This window comes from Stenotrophomonas sp. GW821-FHT02D01 (genome assembly GCF_059421765.1).
In genome coordinates this window covers 198,602-223,096 of the sequence record NZ_JBWKVP010000001.1, presented here as the reverse complement: position 1 = coordinate 223,096, position 24,495 = coordinate 198,602, and the positions used below count along the sequence as shown (strand labels likewise).

16 protein-coding genes and 1 tRNA gene are annotated in these 24,495 nt (G+C 67.2%); 9 read left to right on the top strand and 8 right to left on the bottom strand.

Translation table 11 applies throughout. From position 1 onward, the window contains the following. Positions 1–79: 79 nt before the first annotated feature. The 5 genes from AC07UW_RS00950 (at position 80) to AC07UW_RS00930 (ending at position 11,541) form a co-directional block, all read left to right on the top strand. Entirely contained in the window at positions 80–2,845 is a 2,766-nt protein-coding gene (locus AC07UW_RS00950; protein WP_495211244.1) for a response regulator, read from the top strand. After that, positions 2,842–4,059 (top strand): EAL domain-containing response regulator, encoded by a 1,218-nt coding sequence (locus AC07UW_RS00945; protein ID WP_025879154.1) that lies wholly within the window; start codon positions 2,842–2,844, stop codon positions 4,057–4,059. The genes AC07UW_RS00950 and AC07UW_RS00945 overlap by 4 nt, the downstream gene beginning before the upstream one ends. A 126-nt stretch (positions 4,060–4,185) precedes the next feature. Then, entirely contained in the window at positions 4,186–7,386 is a 3,201-nt protein-coding gene (locus tag AC07UW_RS00940) for a hybrid sensor histidine kinase/response regulator (protein WP_495211243.1), read from the top strand. Further along, on the top strand, positions 7,383–8,024 hold the full coding sequence (locus AC07UW_RS00935; RefSeq protein WP_025879152.1) for a response regulator: 642 nt from the start codon (positions 7,383–7,385) through the stop codon (positions 8,022–8,024). The genes AC07UW_RS00940 and AC07UW_RS00935 overlap by 4 nt, the downstream gene beginning before the upstream one ends. Before the next feature lie 262 nt (positions 8,025–8,286). Continuing rightward, positions 8,287–11,541: an autotransporter family protein gene (locus tag AC07UW_RS00930; protein ID WP_495211242.1), complete on the top strand. Its 3,255-nt coding sequence runs from the start codon at positions 8,287–8,289 to the stop codon at positions 11,539–11,541. Between the two features lie 541 nt (positions 11,542–12,082). Here AC07UW_RS00930 and ychF read toward each other — a convergent pair. The 8 genes from ychF to AC07UW_RS00890 all read right to left on the bottom strand — a co-directional run bounded on the left by ychF (position 12,083) and on the right by AC07UW_RS00890 (position 19,079). Next, positions 12,083–13,174, bottom strand: coding sequence for a redox-regulated ATPase YchF (gene ychF / locus AC07UW_RS00925; protein WP_089238969.1), 1,092 nt, complete (start codon positions 13,172–13,174; stop codon positions 12,083–12,085). Positions 13,175–13,332: 158 nt separating this feature from the next. Continuing rightward, positions 13,333–13,911 carry an aminoacyl-tRNA hydrolase gene (gene pth, locus AC07UW_RS00920; protein WP_089238967.1) on the bottom strand — a complete coding sequence of 193 codons (579 nt, stop codon included), beginning with the start codon at positions 13,909–13,911 and terminating at the stop codon, positions 13,333–13,335. 50 nt (positions 13,912–13,961) lie between these two features. Further along, positions 13,962–14,579 (bottom strand): 50S ribosomal protein L25/general stress protein Ctc, encoded by a 618-nt coding sequence (locus AC07UW_RS00915; RefSeq protein WP_223494303.1) that lies wholly within the window; start codon positions 14,577–14,579, stop codon positions 13,962–13,964. Positions 14,580–14,685: 106 nt separating this feature from the next. Then, positions 14,686–15,645 (bottom strand): ribose-phosphate diphosphokinase, encoded by a 960-nt coding sequence (locus AC07UW_RS00910; protein WP_025879147.1) that lies wholly within the window; start codon positions 15,643–15,645, stop codon positions 14,686–14,688. A 138-nt stretch (positions 15,646–15,783) separates the two neighbouring features. After that, positions 15,784–15,860, bottom strand: a tRNA-Gln gene (locus AC07UW_RS00905). Positions 15,861–15,871: 11 nt separating this feature from the next. Further along, positions 15,872–16,741, bottom strand: a complete 870-nt coding sequence (gene ispE, locus AC07UW_RS00900) for a 4-(cytidine 5'-diphospho)-2-C-methyl-D-erythritol kinase (protein ID WP_495211241.1) — start codon at positions 16,739–16,741, stop codon at positions 15,872–15,874. Further along, positions 16,738–17,397 carry a lipoprotein insertase outer membrane protein LolB gene (gene lolB, locus AC07UW_RS00895; RefSeq protein WP_495211240.1) on the bottom strand — a complete coding sequence of 220 codons (660 nt, stop codon included), beginning with the start codon at positions 17,395–17,397 and terminating at the stop codon, positions 16,738–16,740. Before lolB ends, ispE begins: the two co-directional genes overlap by 4 nt. Further along, positions 17,394–19,079, bottom strand: a complete 1,686-nt coding sequence (locus tag AC07UW_RS00890) for a tetratricopeptide repeat protein (RefSeq protein ID WP_495211239.1) — start codon at positions 19,077–19,079, stop codon at positions 17,394–17,396. The genes lolB and AC07UW_RS00890 overlap by 4 nt, the downstream gene beginning before the upstream one ends. A 63-nt stretch (positions 19,080–19,142) precedes the next feature. Here AC07UW_RS00890 and hemA point away from each other — a divergent pair, with 63 nt between their 5' ends. Genes hemA through ppk2 form a run of 4 tightly spaced genes read left to right on the top strand, consistent with a single transcriptional unit; the run spans position 19,143 to position 24,027 of the window. Next, on the top strand, positions 19,143–20,426 hold the full coding sequence (gene hemA / locus AC07UW_RS00885; protein ID WP_223494299.1) for a glutamyl-tRNA reductase: 1,284 nt from the start codon (positions 19,143–19,145) through the stop codon (positions 20,424–20,426). After that, positions 20,404–21,486: a peptide chain release factor 1 gene (prfA, locus tag AC07UW_RS00880; protein WP_223494298.1), complete on the top strand. Its 1,083-nt coding sequence runs from the start codon at positions 20,404–20,406 to the stop codon at positions 21,484–21,486. The genes hemA and prfA overlap by 23 nt, the downstream gene beginning before the upstream one ends. 5 nt (positions 21,487–21,491) lie before the next feature. Then, a complete protein-coding gene (locus AC07UW_RS00875; protein ID WP_495211238.1) occupies positions 21,492–23,198 on the top strand; it encodes an O-linked N-acetylglucosamine transferase, SPINDLY family protein in 1,707 nt (568 codons plus the stop codon). A 46-nt stretch (positions 23,199–23,244) separates the two neighbouring features. Then, on the top strand, positions 23,245–24,027 hold the full coding sequence (gene ppk2, locus AC07UW_RS00870) for a polyphosphate kinase 2 (protein ID WP_223494296.1): 783 nt from the start codon (positions 23,245–23,247) through the stop codon (positions 24,025–24,027). The last annotated feature ends 468 nt before the right edge of the window (positions 24,028–24,495 follow it).

Genomic DNA, 24,495 nt, shown 5'->3' with positions numbered 1-24,495 from the left:
GCGGCCTCCACGGCGGGCGCGCCGCTTTTTAGGACATGGCTGATTCCGGGCGGGTGACCGTCCTCCCTAGGATCGGTGCATGTTCCGATTCCCTCGCCCTTCCCTGCCCCTGGTCGCACCGCCGACCACCGCCTCGGTGCTGCTGCGCTGGCTGACGGTGTGTGTGTTCCTGTGCCTGGCTGCCGCCACCGGCTTCTACCTGCTGACCGCGTTGACCGAAGATATCTCCAGCCACCGCCGCGACATGAATGCCGCCGCGTACAGGGCGCAGATCTACTTCGACCAGCGTGAGGCCCTGCTGCGCTATCTGGGCGATTCGGTGGTGGTGGGTGATCCGTCAGCGCCGTCCAGCGAGGGCGTACGCCAGCTGCCGTTGGACGGGCCGGGTGGAAAGCCGGGCCAGCGCCTGCTGCTGTCCCCACGCGCAGAACACACGCTGCAGACCCTGCAGACCCATCTGCTGCTGGTCGACGCGCAGGGAACGCATTGGCTGGCCGGCGGCCAGGCCGACGTGGACATCGCCGGCCTGCCCACGCTGCATGTACTGCAGCAGCGCAGCGGCACGCCTGCCGGTACCGACCCGGTGTACTGGCTGCGCGCGGGCGACGCCGGGGTCGCCCTGGCACAACCGGTACAGGCCGGACCGCAACCGGGCCAGTGGTTGATGCTGCTGCTGGACAGTGCGGCCGCCTCGGACATGATCGATGGCCAGGGCATCGGCGGCTACGCCCTGCTGGACCGCGACGGGCAGCCCGCCCTGTCGAGCCTGGCTCCGCGCCTGGACAGCGCAGGCTGGAAAGCACTGCAGCAGCGCCAGGACGACAGTTTCGGCGTGCTCTGGAGCACAGGCCTGCCACGCGGCGTGGCCTTGGTGAAGGGCGTAGGCAATGACGGCTGGCGGCTGGTCTATCACCTGCCTCCACGCCTGCTGCTCGGCGACATGGCGACCTCGCTGCTGATCAGCAGTGCGTTGCTGCTGCTGGCGGGCATCGCGCTGCGCCTGCTGCGGCATCGTGTCGACCGCCAGTTGATCCAGCCGGCCCTGCTGCAGCACCGACGACTGCTGGAAAGCCTGGATTTCAGTTCCACCGTGATCGACCTGGCGCCGGTCGGCATCTGTGTCCTGCGCCGCAGCGACCGCCAGCTGCTGCTGTCCAACCAGCTGCTGCGCGACTGGCTGGGCGAGGAAGGCACGGACAGCGATTGGCAGGCACCGTGGCGCGGGCATGCCGGCGAACGCGGTCGCGGGCTGGAGTTCACCGCACGCGACGGTCGCCAGCTGCAGGTACTGCATGCGGCCTGCCGTTACCAGGATGACGACGTGCTGCTGTGCGTGTTCCATGACATCTCACGCCATCGCCAGGCGCAGGCGGCGCTGTCCTCGGCGCGGCAGGCGGCCGACGCCGCCAACCAGGCCAAGAGCGCGTTCCTGGCGACCATGAGCCATGAGATCCGCACGCCGCTGTACGGGGTGCTTGGCACGCTGGAACTGCTCGGCCGCACGCCCTTGGATGCGCGCCAGTCGCAGTACCTGCGCACCATCGAGAGTTCCTCGTCGGTGCTGCTGCAACTGATCAGCGACGTGCTGGATGTGTCCAAGATCGAGTCGGGCCAGCTGAGCCTGGAGCCGGCATCGTTCTCGCCGCGCGAGCTGACCGAGAGCGTGCTGCGCAGCTTCGCCGCTGCGGCGACGCGCAAGGGCCTGCAGGTACTGGTCTGCACCGATCCCCGGTTGCCGACACGGGTGCTCGGTGATGCCGACCGGATCCGCCAGGTGCTCGGCAACCTGCTCAGCAATGCCATCAAGTTCACCGAGCATGGCCGGGTGGTGCTGCGCGCACGACTGGTGCAGCGCGAAGGCGAGTCGAGCGTGCTGGCCTGGCAGGTCACCGATACCGGCGTGGGCATCGCCACCGAGGAACAGGCACGCCTGTTCGAGCCCTTCCGTCAGGTCCGTGGCGCTGCCAGTGCGCAGGGCACCGGGCTGGGCCTGTCGATCAGCGATCGTCTGGTGCGCTTGATGAGTGGCGAACTGCGCGTGGTCAGCGAGCCGGGACTGGGCAGCAGTTTCACCGTGCGCCTGCCCTTGCCGGTGCTGGCCGCGACCGAGGATGGCCCCGCGTTGCTGGCCGAACCGCCGGTGTACGTGCGCGGCCGCGATCGCGAGCTGGTCGATAGTGCCTGTGGCTGGCTGCGCCGCTGGGGTGCCAATGCGCAGCCGCTGCGGGGCGATCCTGCCCTGCTCGACCACGCCGGCGCGATCCTGATGGATGGCGAGGCGGAACAGCCGTTGGCCTGGCAGGGACCGCGGGTGTTGGCCTCGATCGATGGTGGCGACCAACCGGCACCTGCCGCCGATGGCGCGCTGCTGGTCACCCTGCATGGCATGTCCTCGATCGCCTTGGCGGTGGCACGCCAGCAGCGCCAATGCGCAACGCTGCCGACCGCAGCGCGCGATGTGCAGCCAGGCCCGCTGGGACTACGGGTGCTGGCCGTGGAAGACAATCCCATCAACCGGGTGATCCTGGCCGAACAGCTGCAGGCCCTGGGCTGCGAGGTGGAGCTTGCGCAGGATGGGGTCGAGGCGTTGCAGCTGTGCCAGACCCATGACTTCGACCTGGTGGTCACCGACATCAACATGCCGCGCATGGACGGCCACACCCTGGCGCGCCGGCTGCGGGCGGAGGGCGTTCTGCTGCCGGTGATCGGCGCCACCGCCAACGCTACCGCCGAGGAGCGCGAGCGCTGCCTGGCCAGTGGCATGCAGGGCTATCTGAGCAAACCCATCGACATCGCACGCCTGCGTCAGGCGCTTTCCGCCGTTCGCCAAGGAGATCCCGCATGACCCGCCGTGTCCTGATCCTGGAAGACCAGCCGTTCCAACGCGGCTATCTCGTCAATCTGTTCAGCGCGCGCGCCGGCGTGCAGGTCGACGCCTGCGAAGATGTGGACGCGGCTATCGCCCTGTGTGCCTGCCAGGCCTATGACCTGGTGGTGAGCGATCTGTTGATGCCCGGCCAGGATGGCATCCAGTTCATCCAGGCACTGGCCGCGCAGCCGCGTCCGCCTCGGCTTGCCGTGGTCAGCGCAGCCTCGCGGCGGATGATGAGTTCGGCACGGTTGATGGCTGAATCACTGGGCCTGGACGTGGTCGGGCTGTTGGCCAAGCCGGTCGCCGCCAGCGATGTCGATGCGCTGCTCGATGCACTGGCGCAGACCCGGCCAGCCGTGCGCACCAGCCCGGCCGCGCTGACACCCGAGCCGGACGCGGTGCAGCTGCGGCAGGCGCTGGCCGACGGCAGCCTGACTGCCTGGTTCCAGCCGAAGAAATCGTTGCAGTCCGGGCGCGTGGTTGCCGCCGAGGCACTGGTGCGCTGGCGCCATCCGCAGCTCGGAACACTGGCGCCTGGAAGCTTCCTGCCGGCACTGTGCCGCCATGGCCTGGAGGGCGAACTGCTGCGCGCGATGCTCACCGCCAGCATCCAGGCGCAGGCGCGCTGGCGCTCCCAGGGATTCCGCGTGCCGGTATCGATCAACCTGCCGCCGCATCTGCTGGAGCAGTCCGATCTTCCCGATGAGCTGCTGGCATTGACCCTGGCCGCCGGCGGCAACCCGGCTGACCTGTGCTTCGAACTGATGGAGAACAGCACCACCCGCCACGTCAGCGACTTCTATGCAGGCGCGTGCCGGTTGCGGATGAAGGGGTTCGGCCTGGCCCAGGACGACTTCGGCCAAGGCCTGAGCTCGGTGCACAACCTGGTCAACACCCCCTTCACCGAGGTCAAGATCGATCGTGCGCTGGTCAGCGGCTGCGCGCGTGATCCCGCCCTGCACCTGACCTTGACCACCGTGATCGCGCTGGCCAACCAGCTCGGCCTGACCATCGTTGCCGAAGGCGTGGAGAGCGATGCCGATCTGGCCGCGCTGCGCCAGCTCGGCTGCAACCAGGTGCAGGGCTTCCTGATTTCGCAGGCGCTGCCCTCGGACGACTTCACTCGACTGCTGGACGAAGATGCTCCGGATGAGGGCGCGCGCGGCAGCCGTGCAGCATCGCGCTGACAGTCGAGGCTGAAAGGCTTCACAATCCCATCAAGAGTCATTGACGATCCTCTCTGCGCGGCGGTACCGGCCGTGCCCCGGGCCCTTCGGGCCGCCATCGACCGCCTACTGCTCCGAGACCTGCCCATGCCGGCCGAGGCCGCTCCCGTACGCCGACTCGCCCGCCGCTCCCTGCGCGTACATGCCCTGCTGATTGGCGTGGTGGTGCTGGCAACCCTGCAGGCCGGCCTGCTGCTGTCCACCGGCAGCCAGCTGTTCAACGAAGAACAGAGCAAGATCCGCTATCACTTCCGTCGCCTGGACGGCACGCTGCAGGAACAGGACCGCTTCCTGCGGCAATGGCGCCTGCATGACGTGGGCAGTCGCGGGCAGCCAGTGGACGAATCTGCCTCGCGTGCGCCGCCCAGCCCCTTGTTCGCCAGTTTCGCCCGGATCGGTGCCGACAGCGGCGCTTCGGCACAGGCAGCGGACGAACTGGGCGACCGCTTCCTGCGTTTCTACGGCGCCTTCTGGGCGGCTTCCCGGTTTCCGCCTCCGCAATGCCTGCTGGTCGATGGCCAGGGCCGCCGTGGCCTGCTTGCGCCGATCCAGACAACGCGTGGTGATCCGGGCCAGAGCAGCCCGCATCACCTGCATCCGGCACTGGCCGCCATCCACCAGGTCCTGCGCGAACGTCCAGCGCTGCGCCGCGGCAGCGTGGTCTGGACACCGGTGGCCTGGCGCGAAGGCCAGACCCGGCTGCTTGCCATCGCGCACGCGCCGCAGGATGCCCGCCTGTGGGGCGAGAACGAGGACGAGTCACTGGCCGCCGTGGCCTGCCTGCTGGATCCCGGCCGCGTCGATGACTACCGCCAGGTGATGGGTGCGCCGGTGTTCGAACGGATGTCACTGTTCGATGGCAACGGCCGCCTGCTGCTCGGTGATGCCAGCGATGCCAGCCGCGCCGCTACGTCCTGGCGCGCGGGACTGGACGGCCTGCTGTTCCGCATGCGCAGCGAACACGGCTGGCTGGCGGTGTATCACGTGGGCTGGCAACAGGTGTTCCAGCACCCGCGCGGGCCCCTGCTGGGCAGCATGGTGGTGGCACTGCTGCTGGCCACCGGTGGCGTGCTGATCCTGCGTGCCTACCGGCGTTCGGTGATCGAACCCCTGCGCCGCAACCATGCGCGGTTGCTGGAAAGCGAAGCCTTCAGCCGTACCATCCTCGACAACGCACCGATCGGATTGTGCCTGCTGCGTCGCACCGATGGCCGCGTGCTGCTGGACAACGCGCTGGCGCGTCAGTGGTTGGGGGAAGACCACGACGAGGGTGGCTGGCACGGGCCCTGGCGACGCAGCGTGCTCGCCGCCGGCGGCACCGCCACGGGCGACGGCCTGGCCTACACCACGCCGGACAACCGCCACCTGCTGATCACCGCCACGCCCGCGCGCTATCGCGGCGAACCCGCTGTGCTGTGCCTGTTCATCGACCTCAGCAGCCAGCACGAGGCCGAGCAGGTGCTGCAGCAGGCACGGCGTGCGGCCGACCAGGCCAATCGCGCCAAAAGCCAGTTCCTGGCCACCATGAGCCATGAGATACGCACCCCGCTGTACGGTGTGCTCGGCACGCTGGAACTGCTTGGCCTGACCCCGCTGGATGCGCGCCAGCAGGACTACCTGGACACGATCCAGCGCTCGTCATCGACATTGATGCAGCTGATCAGCGACATTCTGGATGTCAGCAAGGCCGAGGCCGACCAACTGAGCCTGGAACCCGGCGCGTTCGATCCGGTGCGGTTGACCGAGGACGCACTGGACTCCTACGCCGCAGCCGCCGCGCACAAGGGCCTTCAGTTCTACGCCTGCATCGACCCGGACGTGCCGGCTGCGGTCAATGGTGATGCCGCGCGCATCCGCCAGATCCTCAACAACCTGATCAGCAATGCGCTGAAGTTCACCGACAGCGGTCGGGTCGTGGTGCGCCTGGGTGCACAGCACGTCGACGATCGCTGCTGGCTGCGCTGGCAGGTGGCCGATACCGGCATCGGCATCGCCAGCGAGCACCAGGCACATCTGTTCGAACCGTTCTTCCAGGCCAACCCGGGCACCGATGCCATGCGTGGCACCGGACTGGGCCTGGCGATCTGTGCACACCTGACCGCGATGATGGACGGCCACCTGCGGGTGGTCAGCGAAAGCGGCCTGGGCAGCAGTTTCTCGGTCGAACTGCCGCTGCCTGAGGCAATACCCGATCCGCTGCAGGCGGCCTCACCGCGGTTGCCGGCAGGGCTGCCGGTGCAGGTTCGCGGCAGCGTTCGCGAGTTTGCACAATCGATATGCGATCGGCTGCAGCAGCGTGGCGCACAGGCCAGCGTGCACCGCGACGATGCGCCGGCGCTTGCCGACCCTGCCACGGTGATGCTCGACCTTGTGCTGGACGAGGGTGCGCCTGCGTGGAGTGGACCGCAGGTGGTGGCCTGTCGCGAAGGCGGAATGCAGCCCCAGCACGTTCAGGGGCATTGGCAGGTTGGCGTGCATCGCCTGGATGCGATCGTGATGGCGCTGGCGGCTGCGGCCGGGCGGGCACTGACCGCCGAGGTCAACGGGCGTCTGCCGGCGCCACGCAGGTTCGGGCTGCAGGTACTTGTCGCCGAAGACAACCCGATCAACCAAGCGATATTGCGTGGCCAGCTGGAGCAGCTCGGCTGCCACGCCGTGGTCGCCAGTGACGGCAATGAAGCCCTGCACTATTGGCCGCAGCGTCCCTTCGCCTTGGTGTTGACCGACCTCAACATGCCGGGACTGGATGGTTACGGTCTGTCCCGTGCATTGCGCTCGCGGGGGGTTGGCGTACCGATCCATGGCGCAACCGCCAACGCCGACCCGGCCGAACGGCAACGCTGCCATGAGGCGGGGATGCAGGGGGTGCTGGTCAAGCCGATCACCCTGGCAGCACTGCAGCGCCTGCTGACCCAGGTTGCGGCCGGGCCGCACAGCGAACCCAGCAACGACCAGGCCGATGCTCCCCTGCAGGTTCCGGAAAAGATGCAGGCGTTGTTCGTGCAGACCATGCAGGCCGACCTGGACAGCCTGCAGCGGGCGATCGGCGATGCCTCGCCCGAACGCGTGGCACAGGTGCTGCACCGCATCCGCGGCGCACTGGTGATCGTCGGCGCACCGGCACTGGTGGCACACGGCCAGCAGATCGAACAACAGATCGGCGACGGCGACACGCTGCCTGCGCTGGCCGGGGCGCTCGACCATTTCCAACGGCGCCTGCAGCGGCTGCTGGAACCATTGACGCACGTCGCCGCCCCCTCACCTTCCCGCAACCCGACACTGCCATGACCACCCGCATCCTCATCGCTGACGACCACCCGATCGTGCTTGCCGGCATCCGCGATGTCCTGGCCGGCGAACTGGACCTGGACGTGGTCGGCGAGGCCGCCGATCCGGCGACCCTGATCGAGCTGATGACGAGCACCCAGCCCCATGCGGTGATCACCGATTACAGCATGCCCGGTGGTGACAGCTTCGGCGATGGCATCAAGCTGATCTCGTTCCTGCGCCGCAGCTTCCCGGACACGCATGTACTGGTATTGACGATGGTCTCCAACCCTTCGCTGGTGGCAGCCATGTATGCCGCTGGCGCGGGCGGCGTGGTGCTCAAGAGCCACGGCCTGGGCAGCCTGGTGCAGGCGCTGCGCACGGTGCTGGCCGACCGCATCTATCGCCCGCCCGGACTGATGCCGGTTGCCGCGGCGGAACCGGCCGATGCCGCGGTGGTGCTGGCGCGCCTTTCCCCACGGGAACTGGAAGTGATCCGCCTGTTCACCGGCGGCATGAGCGTGGGCGACATCGCCCGCCAACTGCAGCGCAGCGCGAAGACGGTCAGCACCCAGAAGATCAGCGCGATGCGCAAACTGGGAGTGGACAGCGACCAGGCGCTGATCGAGTACTGCCTGCAGGCCTCGTTGTTCGCCTGAGGCGTCCACAACGCTGAACCGTGCCCGGCCCATGCGCCGGGCACGAAGTGCTTTAGGAAACGCCTGATTCCATAGGACAGGGCTGATTTCTAGTCTGGATGCATCCCGCCACGGTGACGACGTCCCATCGTCATCGCGTTACCGGCGGGAGGGAAACCGGATGGCGCCTGCAGCGGCCATCGCACGCGGTTTCCACAGCGACGCGGCCCTGCCGCGCCAGATCGCGCAGCCGCGCTGCGCCCTGCCACAGGAATCCAACAGCATGAACGCCTCTCCCCAACGGCGCCGCCGTGCGCCCGCCTGCGCGCGCGTTGCGCGCCTTCCCCTGATTCCCAGCCTGCTGGCCAGCGCCTTGTGGGCCGCCCTGCCCGTGCATGCGGCCGAACTGCAGGGGCCGTTGAAGGTTACCGATGGTGGCAGCCTGCAGCTGGGCGCCGACGACACCCTGCAGCACAGTGCAAGCGGCTACGCGCTGGAGGCCAACGGTGTGGGCAGCACCATTACGGTCGATGGCAGCTGGATCTCGAGCACCGGCGGCGGCAGCGGCATCCTTGCCAGCGCCGGTGGCAGCGTCGTGATCGAGGGCGGCATCCTGCAGGTCGGCAATGGCAGCACCACCGTCGGCTATGCGCTGAACGCCAGCGGTGCGGGTAGCGTGATCCGGGCCAACAACCTGGTCATCAATGCTTACCGAAACGGTTCGGGCTACGGCACGGTCAATGCCACCGGTGGTGGCAAGCTCTGGTTGAATGGCGGCAGTGTGAGCAGCGCCGGACATGCTCTGTACTCCACTGGGCGTGGCAGCGAACTGCACGTGACCGGTACGGAGATCAACAACGGTGCCAACAGCGCGGTGTACGCCGAGGGTGGCGCGCTGCTGTCGCTGGAATCGCTGGAGATGACCTTCGCCGAAGCCAGCAGCGGCTACAGCGGCCGTCTGTCCTCCAGCGGCAGCGGCAGCGTGCTTTCGCTGCGCGACGTGGACGTGGTCAACGGCTACTTCGACATCGACAACGGTGGCAGGCTGCAGATCGTGGGCGGCAGTGCCAGCAGCAGCGGCAGCAGCATCCGCTTGCTCGGCAACAGTGGCAACCGCGTGTACTCCACCGCCGATATCACCGGCGGCCGTTTCGAAACCGTCGGCGGCTACGGGGTCAACGTCAACAGCTGGTCCAAGCTGACCACCAACGGTGCCCACTTCACCGTACGCGACGGCTATTCCGGCATCTGGCTGTCCGGCGCGGACTCGCTGGCCGACCTCACCGATACCACGATCAGCACCTATGGCGACAACGGCTACGGCCATGGCGTGGACGTCTGGGGTGGTACCGCCACGATCACCGGCGGCAGCATCGATACCCACGGCGATGGTGTCTACGGCCTGCGCGCCTCGGGCAGCAATCCACCGACGCCCTACTCGCGCATCCGCGCCAAGAACCTGGACATCACCACTTACGGCACCGGCGGCGGCGGCGTCTTCCTTGGCGGCAGCACGGCCGATGCGCAGCTGGACGGAGGCTCGATCACCACACTGGGTGCATCCTCGTTCGGCATCGTGCAGATGAACACGGCCAAGCTCACCGCCGACAACCTGAGCATCCATGCGCAGGGCACGAATTCGGGTGCCTATCGCTCCTACATCACCGTGTTCGGGCCGTACTGGGACCGTCTGGTGTTCAACAACAGCAGCCTGCAGACCCAGGACGGCCCCGCGCTGTGGCTGCAGGGCAGCAACCACGAGCTGACGCTCAACAACACCGATGTCATCGCGCGCCAGCAGGGCAACCTCGACGGTGGCCGCCTGCTGCGGGTGAGCGACACGGTGTTCACCGACGGAAGCTCGGTCGCCACCGCAGACATTCTGTTCACTGCCGACAACAGCCGCCTGACCGGCGATGTGGTGGTCGACAGCGCCACCGCCAACGTGCAGATGACGCTGCGCAACGGCACCGTGTTCAACGGCGCGCTGCGCAACGATTCGGGCTACCAGGTCGCGCAGCTGGCGATGGACGGCAGCAGCCAATGGAACGTGCGTTCCAGTTCCAGCGTCGGTTCGCTGGACCATGCCGGCACCATCGCCTTCGTCGCCCCCACCACCGACGACTTCAAGACCCTGACCGTCACCGGCGACTATGTCGGCATCGATGGCCACTGGCTGTTCAACCGCGCGCTGGGCGACGATGCCTCGCTGGGTGACCAGCTGGTGATCCAGGGCAACAGCAGTGGCACCGCCTCCGTCAGCGTGCGCAACGCAGGGGGCGCAGGCGCCCTGACCAGCGAAGGCATCCGCCTGATCAGCGTGGGCGGCCAGTCCGATGCGCAGTTCTCGCTGCAGGGACGCGCGGTGGCCGGCGCTTACGACTACTTCTTGTACAAGGGTGGCGTCTCCACGCCGAACGACGGCAACTGGTACCTGCGCTCGGAATACGTACCGCCGGTCGATCCGCCGGAACCGCCCGACCCGCCGGAGCCACCGATTGATCCGCCGATTGATCCGCCGACTCCGCCGATCGATCCGCCGATCGATCCGCCAGTGGTCCCGCCGGTCGATCCGCCGCTTCCGCCGACCCCGCCGCGCGTGGAGCGACCGGAGCCGGCGGTGTACATGGCCAACCAGAGCAGTGCGCTGGGCATGTTCCGGCACAGCCTGTACGACCGCAGCGGTGATCCTGCCGCTGCGACCGACGGTGGCAGCGACGCCATTGCATGGGCACAGGTGCGCAGCAGCGCGCCCGGCAGCCGCGGCCACCAGGTGGATGTGGACAGCGAACTCAACAGCGTACTGCTGGGCGTCGGTCGTCGCTTCGAAGCCAATGCCGGCGGCCAGCTGCAGGCAGGTGTGATGGCTGGCCAGGGCCGGGCACGCAATGACAGTCGTTCGCAGGTGACCGGTTACACCGCGCACGGCGTGGTCAACGGCACCAGCCTGGGCCTGTATGCCACCTGGTTGCAGGACGCGCGGATGGAGCACGGTGCGTATGTGGACGGCTGGCTGCAGTACGGGCGTTTCCGCAACAGCGTGCAGGGCGAAGGGCTGCAGAAGGAGCACTATCGTTCGCACAGCTGGACCGGTTCGGCCGAGGCGGGCTACGTGCTGCCCGTGCAGCGCACGGCCCAGCGCGGTGTCTACCTGGAACCGCAGCTGCAGGTGATCCACAGCCGCTACGACGCCGACCGCGTGGTCGAGGCCAACGGCACGGTGGTTGAAGGGCGCGACAAGGACAGCACCACCACGCGTGTGGGACTGCGCCTGTACACGCGTTCGCTGACGCAGCGCCAGGGGCAGGTACAGCCGTTCGTCGCGGTGAACTGGTGGTCCGGTGGCAACGACGCGACCATCGCGGTGGATGGAGAACGCCTGCGCCGGCAGTTACCGCGTGACATCTACGAAGCCAAGGCCGGCGTGCAGGTGAATCTGTCGGGTGGCTGGCGCGGCTGGGGTGAGATCAGCCACCAGACCGGCGGCATGGGCTTCCGCGATACCAGCGGTCAGCTGGGTGTCTCTTACCGCTGGTAAGCGCTGCGACGGGTGATCCCAGAGAGGGGTCCGGCGATGCGTCGTCGGGCCCCTTGTTGTTTTCCACACCATGCGTGGAAATCGATGGGGGTTGGATGTGGACAAGTGGCCATGAGCCATGCACCACAAGCGTTTTCAGCACTGGTCATTTTTTGTCCAGCCTACCCAGAATGCGGGCAGGTGTGTGTTTTCCACACGACAGGTGGAAAGCGATGCGAACTTGATGTGGACAACCCGCCTTGAACATTACGCCGCAAGCGTTTCAAGGCGTGGCTGTTTTTTGTCCAGTGGCCTCATCGGTTTTCCACACGCCACGTGGAAAGCCGTGGGGGTTTGATGTGGACAAGTAGCCGCGAGCCATGCAGGCCAAGCGTTTCAACGCGTGGTGAATTTCTGTCCACTGCCACCCGCAGCAGTGGGCTGGCGCTTCCGCAGCGGAAACGTGCAATGCCACAGTCGTCGTGCGCCCGTTCTGACAGGCGCCCGATACAACAAGACCCCGCATTGCGGGGTCCTGTGGGCAATCACTGCGCTGCGTCGATCAGACGTTGAAGCGGAAATGCAGGATGTCACCTTCCTGCACGCGGTATTCCTTGCCTTCCAGGCGCAGGCGACCCGCTTCCTTCGCACCGGCTTCGCCCTTGTACTTGATGAAGTCGTCATACGCGATGGTTTCGGCGCGGATGAAGCCCTTCTCGAAGTCGGTGTGGATGACCGCGGCAGCCTGCGGCGCGGTGGCGCCCTTGCGCACCGTCCACGCGCGGACTTCCTTCACACCAGCGGTGAAGTAGGTCTGCAGGCCGAGCAGGCTGTAAGCCGCGTTGATCACGCGGTTCAGGCCCGGCTCGCTCAGGCCGAGGTCGGCCAGGAAGGTATCGCGGTCTTCGTCGTCCAGCTGCGACAGCTCTTCTTCGATCGCCGCCGACACCGGCACCACCTGCGCGCCTTCTTCGGCGGCACGGGCGCGCACGGCGTCCAGGTGCGGATTGTTCTCGAAACCGTCTTCCAGCACGTTGGCGATGTACATCACCGGCTTCAGGGTCAGCAGGAACAGATCGCGCACCAGCGCCTTCTCTTCCTCGTCCAGACCAGCGGAACGGCCGGCCTTGCCGTCGGCCAGCGCAGCCTGCAGCTTGGCCAGCACCGGCTTGCGTGCCGCTGCGTCCTTGTCACCGCCCTTGGCCGCACGCTCGGCGCGGTTCAGTGCCTTCTCGACGCTGTCCAGATCGGCCAGGGCCAGCTCGGTATCGATGGTATCGATGTCCGAGATCGGGTCGACCTTGTTGTTGACGTGGATGACGTCAGCGTTCTCGAAGCAACGCACCACGTGGGTGATCGCATCCACTTCGCGGATGTGGGCCAGGAACTTGTTGCCCAGGCCTTCGCCGCTGGCCGCACCGGCCACCAGGCCGGCGATGTCGACGAACTCCACCGCGGTCGGGATGACCTTCTGCGGGTTGATGATCGCCGCCAGCTCGTTCAGGCGCGGATCCGGCACCGGCACGATGCCGACGTTGGGCTCGATGGTGCAGAACGGGAAGTTCGCCGCGGCGATGCCCGCCTTGGTCAGCGCGTTGAACAGGGTCGACTTGCCGACGTTGGGCAGGCCGACGATGCCGCATTTGATACCCATGGGTGACAGCTCTCTGGGGTGAAAGTGATTGGTGAAACAGCGCACGCGCCGCTTGGCCAATCCATCTCGGTGTCGTCGATCAACATCTGTGCCAACCAAGGTTGGCACCTACCGGGGCCGGTTGGCACCCGTTGCCGGCCAGCGGCCGGCACTACCGGCTATTTCGGGGTGTGCAGCCGCTTCATCGCTTCGCTGAAATCGCCCTGCACCGCCAACGGCAGCACGTCGATCGCATCGTCGATGGCGCGCGAGATCAGTACTTCATCGTCCTTGGAGGGACGTCCCAGCACCCAGCCCACCACGCGATCCTTGTGGCCGGGATGGCCGATGCCCACGCGCAGGCGATGGAACTTGCCGTGGCCGAGCAACCGGATGGTGTCACGCAGACCGTTCTGTCCACCGTGTCCACCGTCGAACTTCAAGCGCGCCACGCCGGGCGCCAGGTCCAGTTCGTCGTGGGCCAGCAGGGTTTCCTCCGGCTCGATCTTCCAGAACCGCTGCGCGGCGGTGACCGACTTGCCGCTGAGGTTCATGAAGGTGGCCGGCTTGAGCAGCCACACGGTCTGTCCGGCAATGTCGACCTTGGCAGTCTCGCCAAACAACTTGCTGTCCACGTTCCATCGCGCACCGGCCTTTTCAGCCAGGGCCTCAACGAAATGAAACCCGGCATTGTGCCGGGTCCGGGCGTGCTCCGATCCGGGGTTGCCCAGACCGACGATCAGTCGCAATCCTGCCATCGTTCCATCCAGATACGGCGCCTGCCCCGAAGGACAGGCGCCGCGGGGTATTACTCGGCCGCTGCTTCTTCAGCGTCGGCAGCGTCCTGCTTGCCGTGCTTGGCAGTGACGATGGCGTCGTCGTGGTCCTTGCCCAGCGCCAGCGCCGGGATTTCCACGCCCTTCGGCAGCTTGATGTCCGACAGGTACACCACGTCGCCAGCCTTCAGCTCGCCCAGGTCGACTTCGATCGACTCCGGCAGGTCCTTCGGCAGGCAGCTGATGGCCACTTCCTTCAGTTCGTGGGTGACCACGACGTCGGCAGCCTTGCCAGCCGGCGAGGTGTCTTCGTTGATGAAGTGCAGCGGAACCGAAGCGGTCAGCTTCTCGTTCTCGTTCACGCGCAGGAAGTCCAGGTGCATGATCAGCTGCTTGTACGGATGGCGCTGCATGTCACGCAGCAGCACCTTCTGCACCTGGCCGTCCAGGTTCAGGTCCAGGATCGAGGCATAGAACCACTCGTTCTGCTGGGCCAGCCAGATTTCATTGTGGTCCAGGCTGATGGCGACCGGTTCGGCGTTGCCGCCGTACACGATTGCCGGGATCACACCAGCGGTACGCAGGCGGCGGCTCGCACCCTTACGCTGCAGTTCACGCTTGGTGACCTTGATTTCATGGGTCTTCGACATTTTCGACTACTCGGTTGTTGCCTTGCCTTCCGGCTTGGCGGTTGAAGGCACTTCCGCGACCAGAAGCGCCCGGTGTGTCCCTGCCGTTGCCGGCGGGGACGAAAAATCAATCCACGTACAGCGAGCTGACCGACTCGCCGAAGGCGATGCGGCGCATCGTTTCGGCCAGCATTTCCGCCACGCTCAGCTGGCGGATCTTGCTGCACACCCGCGCGGCGTCCTTCAGCGGGATGGTGTCGGTCACCACCAGCTCATCGAGCTGGGAATTGGTGATGTTGTCCACCGCCGGGCCCGACAGCACCGCGTGGGTGCAGTAAGCGGCGACCTTCAGCGCACCGCGCGCCTTCAGGGCAGCAGCAGCGGCGCACAGGGTGCCGGCGGTGTCGACGATGTCATCGACCATCACGCAGGTCTTGCCCTCGACGTCACCGATGATGTTCATCACGGTGGAGACGTTGGCGCGCGGACGGCGCTTGTCGATGATCGCCAGGTCGGCGTCATCCAGGCGCTTGGCCACTGCACGGGCGCGGACCACGCCGCCCACGTCCGGCGACACCACGATCAGGTTCTCGGTGCCGTAGGCGCGCCAGATGTCGGCCAGCAGCAGCGGAGAGGCATATACGTTGTCGACCGGAATATCGAAGAAGCCCTGGATCTGGTCGGCGTGCAGGTCGACGGTCAGCACGCGATCAGCGCCGGCGGTGCTGAACATCTTCGCCGCCAGCTTGGCGGTGATCGGCACGCGCGAGGAACGCATGCGGCGATCCTGGCGCGAGTAGCCGAAGTACGGCACCACGGCAGTCACGCTGGCCACCGATGCGCGCTTGAGCGCGTCGATCAGCACCAGCAGTTCCATCAGGTTTTCCGCGCTCGGCGCCGAGGTCGGCTGGATCACGAACACGTCCTGCTTGCGGACGTTCTCTTCGATTTCCACCTGCACTTCACCATCGGAGAAGTGCGAGACCAGCGCCTTGCCCGGGCGGACTCCCAGTTCCTTGCAGATGTTCTGCGCCAGACGTTTGTTGGCGTTGCCGGAAAAGACCAGCAGGTTCGGGGACTCTTGCATCATGATTGTCTCGGGCGGGGACGAGTGGCGGGGATCCGGTAGCGGCAAGGACCACGTCGGCCCCTGCTGCTGACAACACCGCGGCTGTTCCCACGTCCCGCGCAGGTGATGCGCTGGAAGGCGCGGACGCAGCCGCATTGGCAGGGGCGGGAGGATTCGAACCTCCGAATGCCAGGATCAAAACCTGGTGCCTTGGGCCTCTTGGCGACGCCCCTGCATTGATGAATCAGTGTTGCTCGAGTGCATCCAGCAGTGGCGAACGTGCAACGCCCGCAGCCACCCTTGCCCGCAACTCCTTCGACAACTTCGCTCGTCCCTGCTCGGCGGCAGCCTGCGAATCGAACTCGACGAAACAACCACTTCCCGAACCGGTCAGTCGTGCCGTGCCGATGTCGCTCAACGCAGCAAGCACCGCCTCGACGGCAGGCTCACGGCGGCGCAGCACCGGTTCGAACACGTTCCCGACCAGCAAGCCGGAAGCGAAGTCCTCTATTTTCGCCTGTGGACTGTCGCGCGTCAAATCCGGATCTGCGAACAGCAGCGGGGTCGGCACATGAACGCCCGGATCAACGACCACATACCAGGCCTGCGGCAGGGTGATCGCCCGCAGCCGCTCGCCCACCCCCTCGGCCCAGGCGTTGTGGCCACGCACGAACACCGGCACATCGGCGCCGAGGCGCAAGCCCAGCGCCGCCAGCGTATTTTCGTCCAGCCCCGCGCCCCAGAGCCGGTTCAGCACCACCAGCACGGTGGCCGCATCGGACGAACCGCCGCCGAAACCGCCGCCCGCAGGAACGTGCTTTTCGACGACGATATCGACACCTTTCTCGACATTCGCCACCTCTTTGAGCAATCGCGCTGCGCGAACCGCCAGATCATCCGCCTCCGCGACACCGGCCAGGCCATCGCCCTGCCGCCGCACCTGGCCGTCTTCACGCAGGTGCAGGCCGATCCGGTCGCCCCAGTCGAGCAGGCGGAACACGGTCTGCAGCTCGTGGTAGCCGTCGGCACGGCGGCCGGTGATATGCAGGAACAGGTTCAGCTTGGCCGGGGCCGGCCACCAGGACCAGCCCGCGTCATCCACCCGCGCGTTCATGGCGCGCCCTGCCCCCACTGGTCGACCAGCAGGCGCACCTTGGCGTCACCATTGACCGCCTCGACCCTGCGCGGCAGGGCCGGACGCCCTGCTTCGGCCGGATACCAGTCCAGATACTGGATCACCCACCCCATCTGCTGCATGCGCCGCGGACGGCCATCGGCATCACGCTCGATCTTTTCCGGCCCAGCGCTGTCGCCGGCGACCAGGCCGCGTACCCAGTCCGGCAGCTGGTTGACCGGGATGTCCCAGCCGGTAGCTTCCAGCAACAGGGCCTGCGCGTCTTCACCGTCTCGCGGACCACCGGCCAGTCCTTCCAGACGGCCGGCTTCATGATGGCTGTCACCGCTCAACTTCCAGCTCTGGCGGGTGACCGGCGCGCTCAGTTCGACGACATAGCGTTGGCCTTCCTGTTTCCAGTCGATGCGGCCGCTGCCACCATCCTTGCCCTTGCTGACCGCCACCCGGCCCTGGAAATTCCACTCCGACGCCGATCGCAGCGCGTCCACGCGCGCGGCCTCGGCGGCGGCCGCTTCGGCGGAAACGGCGGTGACCACGGCCGGCGCCGGCGTTTTCTGCCGGCCAACGGTGGTACAGGCACTCAGGGCCAGGGTCACGGCCACCAGCAGCAACGGCCGGATCGTGGAAACGCTCATGGATTGAATTTCTCGCGGGCGCGCAGCAGCGCGCGGTTTTCAGGGTCGAGCCTGGCCGCTTCCTCGAAGAAGTGACGGGCTTCATCGTGCTTGCCCAGCACCCACAGCACCTCGCCCACGTGGGCGGCGATTTCCGGATCCTTGGCAAGCGTCCAGGCGTGGCGCAGCTGCACCAGCGCGTCGGCGTTGCGCCCCAGCCGATACAGCACCCAGCCATAGCTGTCGACGATGGCGGCGTTGTCCGGCTCGGCCACGCGCGCGCGGTCGATCAGTTCGAGCGCTTCCTGGTAGCGACCGGTCCGGTCGGCCAGGGTGTAGCCCAGTGCGTTCAGTGCCGGCACGTTCTCCGGCTCGGTCACCAGGATCTTGCGCAGGTCGGCCTCGGCACGGGCGATGTCATCGCGGCGCTCCCAGGCCAGCGCACGGGCATACAACAGACCGTTTTCGTCCGGATACGCAGCCAGGCCACGGGCCAGTGCATCGATCTCGCCGGGAAGGTCGTCAGCGCGCTGGCGCAGCTCGGCTTCCAGCAGATACGCATCGCGCCGCACATCGTCATCCACGCTGGCATCGGACTGGATGGCATGCACTTCATCCAGCGCCAGCGACTGCCGGCCCGCCAGACCCTGCGCATTGGCCGCGCGCAGGCGCGCTTCATTCAGCTCATCGCCGCCAGGAACGCTGTGATACCAGTTGACCGCCTCCGGGTAGCGCTTGAGGTACTCGGCGATCTTGCCCAGCAACAGGCGCTGCGCCGGGTCCGGCTTGGCCGCCTGCCGCGACAGTTCGTTATACAGATTGGACAGCGCGGCCTTGTCGCCCTGCTTGGCCAGCAGCGACGCGCGCATCCCCCACGTCTGCACATTCTGCGGTCCGACCGCCAGCACGCGCTCGGCCGCTGCCGGCTGGCCAAGGCTGTCATAGGCGATGGCCACCGCATTGCGCAGTTCCGGATCCTGACGGGTCTTCGGTTCCACCCCACGCAGCAGCGACAGTGCCTGGTCGGTCTGCCCGGCCTGCTGCAGCTGGCTGGCGCGCAGCAAGGCGACGCGCGGCTCCTCGGGGAAGCGCTTGACCACCTCATCGATCATGCGCCGCGCCAGCTCGGGCTTTTCCATGCGCAACGCCAGGCGTCCAAACTCCTGCCAGGCCTCGATCTTCTGGGGAATGGCGTTGGCATCGACCAGGTCGCCCAGTACCTGGGCCGGCACGGCCGGATCGCGGCCACCGCCGATCAAGGCGCCCAGGGCGAACTTCCAGCCCTCATCCCCCGGGTCCTGCAACAAGGCCTGAAGCTCGCTGCGCGCGGCCTTCACATCGCCCTGGCGCATCGCCAGCGCACCGGCGGCGCTGCGCATCGCCAATGAGCGCGGCGCACGTTGCTGCCACAGGGCCAGGCCCTTGGCCGCAGCATCATCCTCGTTGGCCAGCATGGCGATGCGGGTCGCCCGCTCGGCCAAGCCGGCGTCGCCGTCGGTCTGCTGGGCGGCCTGCAGGTACCAGCGCGCGGCCTCGGCCAGCTTGCCCGCCTGCAGGGCGAACTCGCCAGCCAGGACCGGTTCCAGCGCCAGTTCCTCAGTCACCGCAGGCTGTGCAGGCGCCTTGGCGGGCACCGCCGCCAGGGCCTGGGCACAGGCCAGAGACAGCAGCAGAACACTGGGGATGCGAATCAATGCGGGCATCGTCGGCATCGGGGCCTTAAAATGTCGTCCAATGGCCAGCAGCTTATCGCAAGCAACTGAACAATGACCCTGTGGGTGCTCGGACTGAATCACCAGACCGCACCGGTGGAACTGCGCGAACGCGCAGCCTTCGCCGGTGACGCGTTGCCGCGCGCGCTCGGTTCGCTGCGCGATACCCCGCAGATCGCCGAGGCGGTGCTGCTGTCCACCTGCAACCGCACCGAACTGTATGCCGTGGCCGAGTCCGCGCAGGCGCTGGACCAGTGGCTGCAGAGCCAGGCCGGCGACCTGCAGGGTTACCTGTACCAGCACGCCGATGCCGATGCCGTGCGCCACCTGTTCCGGGTGGCGACGGGGCTGGATTCAATGGTGCTGGGTGAGCCGCAGATCCTGGGCCAGGTGAAGGACGCCTGGTCGACCGCGCGCGACCACGGCCTGCTCGGCCAGCGCCTGGACCGGCTGTTCCAGCAGACGTTCTCGGTGGCCAAGCGCGCGCGTACCGATACCCAGGTCGGCGCCAACCCTGTATCGGTGGCCTCGGCAGCGGTACGCCTGGCACAGAACGCATTTGCCCGCCTGGACGATTCCACCGTGCTGCTGGTCGGCGCCGGCGAGACCATCGAACTGGCCGCACGCCACCTCAGCGAAGGCAAGGTGCGGCGGCTGCTGATCGCCAACCGCACCCTCGCCCATGCGCAGGAACTGGCCAGCCGCCATGGCGGTGTGGCGCTGCCGCTGACCGAACTGGAGCGCCACCTGGCCGAGGCCGATGTGGTGTTCTCGGCCACCGCTGCCCGTGAACCGGTGATCCACCGTGCCGCGGTGGCCAATGCCCTGCGTGCACGCCGGCACAAACCGATGCTGCTGTTCGACCTGGCCGTGCCGCGCGACATCGAAGCCGACGTTGCCAGTCTCAACGATGCGTTCCTGTACACCGTGGACGATCTCGAGCGTGCGGTGGAAGACAACCGCCGCAGCCGCCGCGAGGCGGCCGCGGAAGCGGAAACGATCATCGACCTGCAGGTCTCGCGCTTCGTCGAAACCCTGCAGGCCAGTGCCCACCAGGCACCGCTGCGGCAACTGCGCGCCTTCGGCGAGGCCACCCGTGCCGAACTGCTGGAGCGCGCGCGCCAGCAGCTGGCCAACGGCAAGCCGGCCGACGAAGTGCTGGAACTGCTTGCCCATGGATTGACCAACCGCCTGCTGCACCCGCCGACCGCCGCCCTGCGTGCGGCCGCGCTCAGCGGCGATGCCGACCTGACCCGCGCCGCCGAGCGCCTGTTCCCGGCGACGCCGGGTTACCGCCACCCACCTGTGAGAACCGATGACGCCGACCCTGCGCCGTAAGTTGGAAGCGCTGGCCGAGCGCCGCGAAGAACTGGAACGTCTGCTCGCCGAACCGGAGGTGGTCGCCAACAACGCGCGCTTCCGCGATCTTTCGCGCGAGTTTTCCCAGCTCGAACCGATCGCCACCGCGCTGGCCGATGAAGCACGCGCCAAGGCCGACCTGACCGCGGCCGAGAGCATGCGTGCGGACCCGGACCTGCGCGAACTGGCCGACGAGGAAATCGCTGCCGCACAGGCCCGCCTGCAGGAACTGGAGCAGGAGCTGGCACTGCTGCTGGTGCCGCGCGACCCGCGCGATGAAGGCAACCTGTTCCTGGAAGTACGCGCTGGCACCGGTGGCGACGAGGCGGCAATCTTCGCTGGCGACCTGTTCCGCATGTACGCCCGTTACGCCGAGCGACAGGGCTGGAAGGTCGAGATCGAATCGGACAACCCCGGCGAACATGGCGGCTACAAGGAAGTGGTGGCACGCGTGGTCGGCCGCGGCGCGTTCTCGCGCCTGAAATTCGAATCGGGCACGCACCGCGTGCAGCGCGTGCCGGCCACCGAATCGCAGGGCCGCATCCACACCTCGGCGGCCACCGTGGCGATCATCCCGGAAGCCGACGAAGTCGATGAAATCGTCATCAACCCGGCTGACCTGAGGGTTGATACCTACCGCTCCTCCGGCGCCGGTGGCCAGCACGTCAACAAGACCGAATCGGCGATCCGCATCACCCACGTGCCCAGCGGCGTGGTGGTGGAATGCCAGACCGAGCGCAGCCAGCACGCCAACCGGGACAAGGCGATGAAACGCCTGAAGGCGCAGCTGCTCGATGCCGAACGCCAGCGCCACGACGCGGCGCAGGCAGAATCACGGCGCCTGCAGGTCGGCAGCGGCGACCGCAGCCAGCGCATCCGCACCTACAACTTCCCGCAGGGCCGGATCACCGACCACCGCGTGGAAGGGCTGACCCTGTACGACCTGCCCAACGTACTGGCCGGCGACCTGGACCCGCTGCTGCAGCGATTGAGCCACGAGCACCAGGTCGACGCCCTGGCCCAGCTTTCGGCGGGTTGACCAGCATGTCGGCCTGGCAGCAGCGGCAGCAACTGCAGCAGGCGATCACGCGCCAGCCCGGCGACTTTGTCGCCTGGGTGATGCTGGCCGACCTGGAACTGGAAGCCGGCGACATTGCGGCCGGCGAGCAGGCCGCGCGACGCGCGCTGCAGCTGCGGCCCAATCATCCTGAAGCACTTGCCCGGCTGGGCCGGGTAGCGTGGATGGCAGGAGCGCATGCCGACGCCGCCAAGCTGTTGGGCCAGGCCTCGGCGCTGGCACCGGAGCACCCGGGCATCGCGTTGTGGCTGGGGCACGCGCTGGAAGATGCCAACGATGCAGAAGGCGCATCAGCGGCCTATCGCCGCGCACATGCACTGATGCCCGATGAGCCGTATATCGCCGCGCAGCGCCTCGCCTGGCAGCGTCGCCTGTGCGATTGGCAGGACGTGGATGCGCTGGCCGATCAGGTGCGCGGTGCACTGGTGTCCGGCCAGGGCGTAGTAGAACCCTTCGCGTTTCTCAGCGAAGACGCCAGCGCGGCCGAACAGCTGGCCTGCGCACGTGCACGTGCCGCCTCGGTGGCGGCATCGGTACGGCCACTGCCGCCGGCGAAGCTGCGCGAACGAGGCCCACTTCGCGTGGGCTTCCTGTCCAACGGCTTCGGCGCCCACCCCACCGGATTGCTGACGGTGGCGCTGCTGGAGCACATGAGCCAGGACCCGGCCCTGCAACTGCATCTGTTCGCGCTCAACGCGGACGATGGCAGCCGCATCCGCCAACGCCTGCAGGCCGCCACCCGGCTGCATGACGTGGTGGGGTTGCGCCACGCCGATACGGCCGCGCGCATCCGTGCACAGGGCATCGACCTGCTGCTGGACCTGCGCGGCTGGGGCGGTGGCGGCACGCCGGAAGTACTGGCGATGCGCCCTGCCCCGCTGCAGTTGAACTGGCTGGCCTACCCCGGCACCTCCGGTGCATCGTGGCTGGATGCAGTGATCGCTGACGACTTCGCGCTGCCGTTCTCGCTGGAACCGCACTACAGCGAACGCGTGCTGCGCCTGCCGCGCGCGTTCCAGCCCTCCGACAACACCCGCGTGCTGGAACCGGCGCCGGACCGTGCGGCGTGTGGGCTGCCCGCGCAGGGCACGGTGTTCTGCTGCTTCAACAACAGTTACAAACTCAACCCGCGCAGCATGGGCCGCGCGTTCGCGGTGCTGCAGGCAGTACCTGGCAGCGTGCTGTGGCTGCTGTCCGGCCCCGGCCAGGCCGATGCACGGCTGCGTTCCGCCGCCCAGGCTGCAGGACTGGATCCGGCGCGCCTGGTGTTCATGGCCAAGCTGCCGCATCCGCAGTATCTGGCCCGCTATCAGCTGGCCGACCTGTTCCTGGATACGAACCCGTACAACGCGCACACCACCGCATCGGATGCACTGTGGGCCGGCTGCCCGGTGCTGGCCTGCCCCGGCGCTACCTTCGCTGCGCGCGTGGCCGGCAGCCTCAACCATCAGCTGGGGCTGGAGCACATGAACGTCGCCGACGATGCGGCCTTCGTCGCCACCGCCAGTGCACTCGGCAACGACCCGGCCGCGCTGGCTGCCCTGCGTGCCGAACTGGCGCAGGCACGCGAGCGCAGCGGCCTGTTCGACATGACGGCCTTCGCGCGCGATCTGTCCTCACTGCTTCAGCAGCTGGCCCGCGAACAGGGCTGGCAGGGCCTCGACACGCCCTGACATCGCCCTGCGCTACGCTCGGGCTTTCTTCCCGCGTGGTATGACGATGGCCAAGCTCAAGCGCAAGGAATACGACGAGCTGCTGCAGCCGCTGCAGCTGGAACTGGCGGCGATGGCACGCTGGGTGCAGCACAGCGGACAACGCCTGCTGGTGCTGTTTGAAGGACGCGATACCGCCGGCAAGGGTGGCGCGATCCAGACCATCAGCGAGCACCTCAACCCACGCCAATGCAGGGTGGTGGCGCTGCCCAAACCCACCGACCGCGAAGCCACGCAGTGGTACTTCCAGCGCTATGCCACGCATCTGCCGGCCGCCGGCGAGATCGTGCTGATGGACCGCAGCTGGTACAACCGCGCCGGCGTTGAGCGGGTGATGGGGTATTGCAGCGAGACCGAATACCAGCAGTTCCTGCGCCAGGCACCGGTGTTCGAACAACTGCTGGTGGATGACGGCATCCTGCTGTTCAAGTACTGGCTGTGCGTGGACCAGGAGCAGCAGGAGAAGCGTTTCGCCGAACGCCATCTTGATCCGTTGAAGGGGTGGAAGCTGTCGCCGGTGGATCTGAAGTCGCGCAGCAAGTACAGCGCGTACACCGAAGCGCGCGAGGCGATGCTGCGCGCGACCCATCGCGACGGTGCGCCGTGGACGCTGGTGGATTTCAACGACCAGCGGCTGGGTCGCCTGACTCTGGTCCGCAATCTGCTGGACCGGCTGCCGGACACACGGGTGGATGCGCCCTTGCCGGAGCTGCCGAAACTGAAGGGCAAGCTGCATCGCGAGCACTACGACGTGCTGAAGCCGATCGAGGATTTCCCGGTCGAAGAATAGGGTTGGTCGGCAGGGCCTGCGGCCCTGCACCTGCAGAGGCTTCAAGCAACGGCCGAAGCAACAGCAAAAGCGGCATTGCGTGGGATGGCGGGGCGGTGTCGGACTGCGGGGACGCCGCAAGTACGTCCCTGTAGGCTTGGCAGCCGCATCCATGCGGCTGACACCCCGCAATCCGACACCGCCCCACCTTCGACAGATTTCCGGTGGGTGATGGATTCACGCCACGCGTGAATGTATGTCCATCGAAATCGAATATTTCGACAATTGAACGAAGAGCATCCACGCATGGCGTGGATCTACGTGTCGACCAAGGTCGACACCCACCAAGAGCAGGCCATGTCATTCCGGCAGGTCGCCAGAAACTGTCGAAGGCGGGGTGGGTCCGGTTGCGGGGGCGTGAGCGCCATGGGCCCGAGGCATGCCTCGGGCGGGTTGGGCAGGACGCCCAACCCGGGTCTTGCCGTGTGC